Origin of the sequence: Ohtaekwangia sp. (assembly GCF_036568665.1) — a bacterium.
Taxonomy (GTDB): domain Bacteria; phylum Bacteroidota; class Bacteroidia; order Cytophagales; family Cyclobacteriaceae; genus Ohtaekwangia.
On record NZ_DATCSD010000022.1, the window covers coordinates 1 to 7,083 of the forward strand.

The window sequence follows — 7,083 nt, forward strand, 5'->3', positions numbered from 1 at the left end:
GGACCATCCAGTTGAATCAATACGTTGTCGATTTCCAGACCCGTGAGTGCTGCCAGCGTATGCTCGATCGTGCTCACCTTGGCACCGCTCTGTTCAATGGTAGTACCACGCGATACATCCGTAACATTGTCGCAGTCAGCATCAATGATCGGTGAACCCGGTAAATCAATACGTTGGAATTTTATTCCGTGATTAGGTTTGGCGGGCAAAAAAGTCATGTTCGTCTGAACACCCGTATGTAAACCAACCCCCGAAAGGGTCACAGACTTTTGAATTGTTTGCTGTTTTATATTAAGCATGATCTGGAAAAGTGGGCAAAGTTAATTCCATTCTCCAGATAATCCAATTCCATATCAGGATTAGCTCAGTCCGGATAAAATCAGGAAGAGAATCCCTTACGATAATGCTTGAAATGTGTCCAAAAAGGTTACGATTCTACTTTGGTGAGAATTTTTTTCTCCAACTCTCGCAGACGCTCGTTGAGATCCGGTAACTTTTTGAATACTGCGTACGACTTGAAATAGTCTTTCACATCAAAAGCAGGAGACCCGATAAGTTTCAATCCTTCTTCCTTAATTGATTTTGAAATGCCCGACTGTGCCCCCAGACTTGTATTGTTGGCAATCGTTAAGTGTCCGGCAAGTCCAACCTGTCCCGCGAACAAACAATTCTCACCAACCTTGGTTGAGCCGGATATCCCCGTCTGTGCAGCGATCACGGTGTTCTTGCCAACCTCTACGTTATGCGCAATCTGAATCAGGTTATCGAGCTTAACTCCCTGGCGGATAATAGTAGAATCGCCAAACAAGGTTGCGCAGTCGATCACCGTATTTCCTCCAACAGTCACATTATCTTCCAGTATTACATTACCCAATTGCGGAATGGTTTTATAGGTGCCATCTTCCTGCGGAGCAAAACCGAAACCATCGCTGCCAATCACAGCGCCCGAGTGGAGCACGCAATTGCTGCCGATGCGTGTATCGGCATATATCTTTACTCCGGCATGTAGTATAGAATTATCTCCGATCACAACATTATCGCCTACAAATGCCTGTGGATGTATCTTTACATTGTCACCGATCTTTACATTGTTGCCGATATAAGAGAAGGCTCCGCGGTATATATTTTTACCAACGACAGAGTTCTCGCCTATATAGCTTGGCTGTTCTATACCGCTTTTCTGGAAGTTGATCATTTTATGATACTCTTCGAGCAATGCTGTAAAGCTGCTATACGGATCATCTACTAATATCAAATTGGTGTTTATCTCCCTGCGGGGAACAAAATCTTTCTTAACAATTACGACTGATGCCTGGGTGGTATAGATATACTGCTCGTATTTAGGATTGGATAGAAAAGCCAACTGTCCCTTCTTCGCGTCCTGGATCTTGGCAAGCATATTTATCTTCTCATTGCCGTCTCCCTGCACTGAACCGCCCAGCATGGCTGCTATTTGACTAATGGTAAATTCCATGTGTTCCGTTATTGTTAGTGGTGGTGTTTATCCGTTTTTCATTATCCGTTTTTGTTCAGCAGATTGAATGATCAAAAAACTTTCTGTGCAAACAATTAACGGTTAACAGGTAGCGGATAACGAATCTCACAAAGATACATTTTTGGGCCAGCAGAGATAGTTTTTTTTGACGATTTTGCTGATCGCGGTAATGTTCGGTAGATCAGAAGCACGCGCAATGTCCAGCAGCTCACCACTCTTCATCAGTATATTGATCTGTTGTCCTTCCGCATACGCTTCATTGGTAACGGTGCCGTAAGAGTATAGATAGGAAGTTTCGGCACGCAGCGTTTTATACTCTTGCGCAATAGCTTCGCGAATTTTTTCTATAGTATCTTTTCGTATAGGGTCGTTGCTCAGGCGCACCTGGAAAAGATTACGGGTAAGTAACATTTCCGAGAGCATCGAAAGAATTTCATCAGGATGATCGCGCCAGCATTTCATCGCTCCCCAGATGTCGCTGTCATCCAGTTTTCCGAATGACTGTAACAGCAACGGGTCGTTCTGAAAGTCTGCCAATGTATAGTCGCGTTGCAAAAAAGATGTAAGCGATTTACTCGCATCCAACGTTTCTCCGGCACGCATCAGTGTCTGTGCTCTGCGAATGGTATTTACCAGCATGCGCTCCGAGCTAACCGATACTTTGTGCAGATATACCTGCCAGTACATAAACCTTCTGGCATTTAAAAAATTCTCGATGTTCAGAATACCTTTCTCTTCTACCACCAGTTGTTCCTGGTGAATGCGCAGCATCGCGATGATCCGCTCAACACCAATGTTACCTTCATGCACACCGGTAAAAAAACAATCGCGCTTCAGGTAATCCAGACGATCTATATCCAACTGGCTTGATACAAGCTGATGAAAGAATTTTCGCTCATAGCTGTTTCTAAAAATCTTCATTGCCAGGTCTAATGCTCCGCTAAATTTCTCGTTGAGATTTTCCATGAACAGGTAGGAGAGACTCTCATGTTTTACACCGGGCAGCAAAGTATATTCCAGTGCATGCGAGAACGGCCCGTGGCCCATGTCGTGCAACAGTACCGCTACCTGTGCAGCTTCATATTCTTCGGCAGAAATTTCCGCACCTTTCAAACGCAGCGTGTCCAATACTTTTCCCATCAGGTGCATGGCACCCAGGGCATGTTGAAAGCGCGAGTGATGTGCTGCAGGGTATACAAACTCCGTCAGGCCCAATTGTTTTATATGTCGAAGCCGTTGAAAGTATGGATGCGAAATGAGGTCGAAGATAAGTTCGCTGGGTATCGTAATAAATCCGTATACCGGGTCGTTGATAATTTTTTTCTTGTTCATGTAGTGTATTATACGGTATCTGTTAACGGTTACCGGGTAGCGACACCTTCCTTGGGTGTTTGAAAAAAACATGCTACGATTAACGATTAACGGACAACCAGTAACAGTATAATCCGTAACTTCCGAAAAAATTCAGATCATGCAAAGATATAGCATTTTGTGGGCGGACGATGAGATTGATTTGTTGAAACCACACATCCTTTTCCTGGAGCAGCGCGGGTATGATATAACACCGGTAAACAATGCTTCGGATGCCGTGGAGTTAAGTGATGAGAAACACTTTGATGTTGTATTTCTCGATGAACACATGCCCGGTATGTCGGGGCTGGAAGCGTTGAGTATAATAAAAACGAATAAGCCGAACCTTCCGGTGGTGATGATCACCAAGAACGAAGAGGAGCATATTATGGAAGAAGCGATCGGTTCCAAGATAGCCGATTACCTCATTAAGCCACTGAATCCAAGTCAGATTTTACTTTCGGTAAAAAAGATACTCGACAATAAACGTCTCGTAATAGAGAAGACGAACCTCAACTATCAGCAGGAGTTTCGTAAGATCAGCATGGCGTTTATGGATGATATGAACCACGAGCAGTGGGCAGATATATACAAGAAGCTTGTGCACTGGGAACTGCAGATGGATCAGCCCGACAATGAAGAGATGGGCGATGTATTGGACATGCAGAAGACAGAAGCGAATGCCAACTTTTCGAAATTCATTACCCGTAACTATGAGTCGTGGCTGAATAATCCGAATGCTGATAAGCCACTGCTATCGCACCAGTTAATGAAGCGAAAGGTATTTCCGGAACTGGCCGCGCGCAAGCCGGTGTTTATGGTGCTGATCGATAACCTGCGCGTTGATCAATGGAAAGTAATTGAGCCGATCATTGCCGAGTACTTCAATGTAGACAAAGAAGAAACATACTATTCTATACTGCCAACGACTACGGCATACGCACGCAATGCTATATTTTCAGGACAGCTTCCTTCGGAGATGGCCAAGACCAATCCCGACTTGTGGGTAGGTGAAGATGAAGAAGAGGGTAAGAATAATTTTGAAGAAGAATTTCTGGCCAAGCAGTTGAGACGGAATAATCTCAACATCAAGATGTCGTATCACAAGATCAAGAACATGGAAGAGGGCAGAAGCCTGGCGGATACGGTGAACAATCTTTTTCAGAATGATCTGAATGTGATCGTCTATAACTTTGTGGATATGCTCTCGCATGCGCGCACCGATATGGCGATGATCCGCGAACTGGCACCCGATGAGTCAGCTTATCGCTCCATTACCCGCTCGTGGTTTTTGCATTCACCGCTGCTGGATATACTCAAGAAGATATCCGAGAAAGATGTGAAAGTGGTGATCACTACCGACCATGGCACCATCCGCGTAAAGCGTGCCTTCAAGATCATTGGCGACCGGAATGTAAATACCAACCTGCGCTATAAACAGGGCAAGAACCTCGGCTTTGAAGGTGATAAAGTGATGCACGTTACCAAGCCTGAAAAATTATTTTTACCCAAGCCGAATGTTTCAACCTCCTATGTATTTGCCACGGAAGACCAGTTTTTCGCCTATCCGAACAACTTTAATTACTACGTTAACTTTTACAACGACACCTTTCAGCATGGTGGTATAAGCCTGGAAGAGATGATCATTCCTATAATTTTCTTAACTTCGAAGAATGTGTCATGATCAAAGACGGAATGGTTTACCGAAAGGTAAGCCTTGATGAACTGGATGAACTGGCACCGGAGCTGGTAAAAACACTTTCCGGTATACCTGCCTGGTTGTTGTATGGTGAGATGGGAGCAGGGAAGACCACTTTGATCAGGTCCATTTGCAAAGCACTACAGGTTGCAGATGTGATAAGCAGTCCTACCTTTTCGATCGTAAATGAGTACGAGACAGAGGGAGGGGACAAAGTATATCACTTTGATTTTTACAGGATAAAAAACGAAGCGGAAGCATGGGATATAGGAACGGAAGAATATTTTTATTCTGGAAATCGTTGCCTGGTGGAGTGGCCCGAAAAGATACCTTCTCTGATACCAGCAGAACATGCTGCCATTGCAATAACCATCGAAGACAATACACTACGAACTATAGCCATTTCTGTTCATGACGGAAAAGAAGAAAACCGGATTTGAGGCGTTAGCCAAAACCAGTCTGGTAACGCAGGAGCAAATGCTCGAAGTGCGGAAACGCAGACATACATTTTTTATAGGATTACCGCGGGAGATATCGCTGCAGGAGAACCGGATCAGTTTAACGCCCGATGCTGTTGCTTTACTGGTAAACAACGGCCACGATGTGTGGGTAGAAACGAAAGCCGGTATAGGCTCTAAATTTTCGGACAAAGCGTATAGCGATGCCGGTGCAAAGATCGTGTACTCGCCACAGGAAGTATACCAGGCCGATGTGATCCTGAAGATCGAGCCACCCACGATGGAAGAGATCGAACTGATGCACTCGGGGCAAACGCTTATCTCTGCATTACAACTCGGCCACCTGAAAGTAGAATGCCTGCAGGCGTTGCTGAAGAAAAAAGTAACAGCGCTGGCGTACGAATTCATTGAAGATAAAGTAGGAGGTATGCCAATCATTCGCGCGATGAGCGAGATTGCCGGCAGCACGGTAATGCTTATTGCCTCTGAATATTTAAGCACTGCCAACAACGGTAAAGGAATTATACTCGGTGGTATAACCGGTGTGCCACCCACGAAAGTAGTAATTATAGGGGCTGGTACAGTAGCCGAGTATGCCGCGCGTGCAGCCCTGGGGTTGGGTGCCGATGTACAGATATTCGATAACCACATTTATAAACTCCGCAGGATAAAGCACCTGCTGGGAATGCAGGTATATACTTCTACCATCGATACCATTACGCTGAGCGATACCCTTAAAACAGCCGATGTTGTGATCGGGGCACTGCGTGCCGAGAAAGGAAAAGCGCGTCACGTAATTACCGAAGAGATGGTAACGCAGATGAAGCAGGACTCCCTGATCATCGACCTGAGTATAGATCAGGGCGGATGTGTGGAGACCTCCGAGATCACGAACCTGAGCCGACCGGTTTTCCGCAAGCATGATGTTATTCATTATTGCGTACCCAACGTAGCATCGCGCGTAGCACACACCGCTACCAATGCGCTCAGCAATATATTTACGCCAACCATTCTGCGCGCAGCCGAAGAAGGCGGAGTAGAAGCCATGATCTTCTCGCACAAGTGGTTTATGAAAGGTGTATATACCTATAAAGGCGGACTCACCAACGAATACGTAGCCCGCAAATTCGGCCTGAAGTATAAGAACATAGAGCTTCTGATGGCGGCAAGATTTTAGTTGTGTTGAGGTGTTCATGTATTGAAGTGTTGATGATGTCCACCAACCCGAACACATCAACACCCCAATACATCAACACATTCTTCATAAACACGTATCTTGGGTGATTGACTCCCTGTAAAACCGGCAGTAAATTCCGTTGTGGAAAGTAAATCTTGCTCAGGTATATATGCTGCGCTGGTGTTTTGTTTTTCTGTTGATCGCTATAGGAACGAGAGGGCAGGCACAGTCTGTGGTGCCTCCGAATATACGTGCGGGTAATACAATTGATAAGCTTACGGATATGCGCGGACTGGAAACCGGAGAGATGCTCTTTGGTATACCGCTTGCGCCTGGTAAAATTATAGGCGATACTTATCTCGATACTCGTTGGAAGATCGGCTCGATTATGCTCTATGAAAAAGATAAAGTAGTGGAGCGCTACCCGATACGCTACGATATACATGCCAACGAACTGGATATACAGGTTGGACAGAATATAAAAGTACTTTCAGGAAATAAGATCAGAAGTTTTTCGTGGATTGATTCTGCAGCCACCGAGCCGGTATATTTCATTAACGCGCGCGATTTTGTAAATGAAGAAGGTGTAAAGTTTACCGGTTTCTTTTGTGTGCTGGTAGACGGTCCGTTGCCTTTACTGTGCAAGACAGAGCTTGTAGTGCGCAAGGCTGACTATAACGAGCAGCTAAACGTAGGCCGCAAGGACGATACTATTCTAAAGAAAGAACATTACTATTATTTACAGGCCGGCAAAGCGATAGAGATGCCATCGCGAAAGAAACTACCCGCTATATTTACCAGCCACGCAAGTGAAGTGGAGAAATATATAAAAGACAATCACATAGGTGCTTCACGTGAGCACGATCTCGTGTTGGTGTTTAATTACTATAAAACGCTTGTCAAG

6 protein-coding genes and 1 pseudogene are annotated in these 7,083 nt (G+C 45.0%); 4 read left to right on the forward strand and 3 right to left on the reverse strand.

All coding sequences use genetic code 11. The features are described from left to right. From VIN08_RS01130 to VIN08_RS01140, 3 genes are all read right to left on the reverse strand, one after another. Window positions 1-299 (reverse strand): UDP-3-O-acyl-N-acetylglucosamine deacetylase (locus VIN08_RS01130; protein WP_331958954.1); only part of this gene is annotated, 299 nt, incomplete at its 3' end. Window positions 300-427: 128 nt separating this feature from the next. Beyond that, complete coding sequence (gene lpxD / locus VIN08_RS01135) at window positions 428-1,474, reverse strand: UDP-3-O-(3-hydroxymyristoyl)glucosamine N-acyltransferase (protein WP_331958957.1); 1,047 nt, start codon at window positions 1,472-1,474, stop codon at window positions 428-430. Between the two features lie 126 nt (window positions 1,475-1,600). Then, a complete protein-coding gene (locus VIN08_RS01140) occupies window positions 1,601-2,827 on the reverse strand; it encodes an HD domain-containing protein (RefSeq protein WP_331958960.1) in 1,227 nt (408 codons plus the stop codon). 139 nt (window positions 2,828-2,966) lie between these two features. On the opposite strand from VIN08_RS01140, the gene VIN08_RS01145 reads away from it, so the two are divergent. From VIN08_RS01145 to VIN08_RS01160, 4 genes and pseudogenes are all read left to right on the forward strand, one after another. Next, on the forward strand, window positions 2,967-4,529 hold the full coding sequence (locus tag VIN08_RS01145; protein WP_331958962.1) for a bifunctional response regulator/alkaline phosphatase family protein: 1,563 nt from the start codon (window positions 2,967-2,969) through the stop codon (window positions 4,527-4,529). Then, complete coding sequence (gene tsaE, locus VIN08_RS01150; protein ID WP_331958965.1) at window positions 4,526-4,984, forward strand: tRNA (adenosine(37)-N6)-threonylcarbamoyltransferase complex ATPase subunit type 1 TsaE; 459 nt, start codon at window positions 4,526-4,528, stop codon at window positions 4,982-4,984. The genes VIN08_RS01145 and tsaE overlap by 4 nt, the downstream gene beginning before the upstream one ends. Next, on the forward strand, window positions 4,956-6,179 hold the full coding sequence (locus VIN08_RS01155) for an alanine dehydrogenase (RefSeq protein ID WP_331958968.1): 1,224 nt from the start codon (window positions 4,956-4,958) through the stop codon (window positions 6,177-6,179). The genes tsaE and VIN08_RS01155 overlap by 29 nt, the downstream gene beginning before the upstream one ends. Before the next feature lie 139 nt (window positions 6,180-6,318). Further along, window positions 6,319-7,083 (forward strand): annotated as a pseudogene (locus tag VIN08_RS01160) (hypothetical protein); the annotation flags it as partial.

Coding starts and splice junctions, on each gene's coding strand:
- lpxD (WP_331958957.1), bottom strand. CDS start 1,474: ATGGAATTTACCATTAGTCAAATAGCAGCCATGCTGGGCGGTTCAGTG.
- VIN08_RS01155 (WP_331958968.1), top strand. CDS start 4,956: ATGACGGAAAAGAAGAAAACCGGATTTGAGGCGTTAGCCAAAACCAGT.
- tsaE (WP_331958965.1), top strand. CDS start 4,526: ATGATCAAAGACGGAATGGTTTACCGAAAGGTAAGCCTTGATGAACTG.
- VIN08_RS01140 (WP_331958960.1), bottom strand. CDS start 2,827: ATGAACAAGAAAAAAATTATCAACGACCCGGTATACGGATTTATTACG.
- VIN08_RS01145 (WP_331958962.1), top strand. CDS start 2,967: ATGCAAAGATATAGCATTTTGTGGGCGGACGATGAGATTGATTTGTTG.